Source organism: Mesorhizobium sp. M4A.F.Ca.ET.022.05.2.1, assembly GCF_003998845.1.
GTDB lineage: Bacteria > Pseudomonadota > Alphaproteobacteria > Rhizobiales > Rhizobiaceae > Mesorhizobium.
The window spans coordinates 1-741 of sequence record NZ_RZOJ01000793.1 but is presented as its reverse complement, the minus strand read 5'-3'; the positions used below and the strand labels follow the sequence as shown (position 1 = coordinate 741).

Annotated in this window: 1 protein-coding gene; it reads left to right on the top strand. The window is 58.0% G+C overall.

What is annotated here, in order from left to right; translation table 11 throughout:
- A partial coding sequence (locus EN745_RS35455; protein WP_245487919.1) for a prepilin peptidase occupies positions 1-510 on the top strand: 510 nt, incomplete at its 5' end.
- Positions 511-741: the final 231 nt, after the last annotated feature.

Below are 741 nucleotides of genomic sequence, written 5' to 3'. Positions count from 1 at the left end.
GCCCTGATCTTCGTCGTCTTTCCGTTCTGCATGCTGTTTGCCGCGATCTCGGACATATTGTCGATGACGATCGCCAACCGCGTGTCGGTGCTGCTGGTGACCGTGTTTGCCCTGGTGGCGCCGCTGACTGGAATGGACTGGGCGACCTGTGGCTGGCATTTTGCGGCAGGCTTCCTGGTGTTGGCCGTGACCTTCGGCCTGTTCGCGCTGGGCGGCATGGGCGGCGGCGACGCCAAACTGCTCGCCGCCACGTCGCTGTGGATGGGCTTCAACATCCATCTTGTCGAATATCTTGTGGTTTCGACGTTCATCGGCGGCCTCCTGACGCTTGCCATCCTCGCCTACCGGAAATCGCCGCTGGCATCCTTTACCGGCCATAATCCATTTTTGCGCCACTTCGCCGACGAAACGAACGGCATACCCTACGGCATCGCGCTCGGCATTGGCGGGTTGCTCATCTATCCGGATTCGCCTCTGGTGGTGTGGGCGCTGGCAAGGCTGGCCACATAGCCTCTTCATTGTCCCGCGATCGACGCGTCTCGCTTTTGATTCGGGCGGCTTGGCCGCCCTTTTCGCATTCCGGAGGCAGTTCCTTCTAATTTATGTAAACCTTAAATTAATCACGATCGTAAGCATTGCATTAACCTTGTTTTGACGATTGCGGCTGCAAAGTCCCCCCTGGCTAGGTGGTTTGCCAAAGGCGAGGGTTCGGACAGATGCCAGCATCCCGACTGATAATAC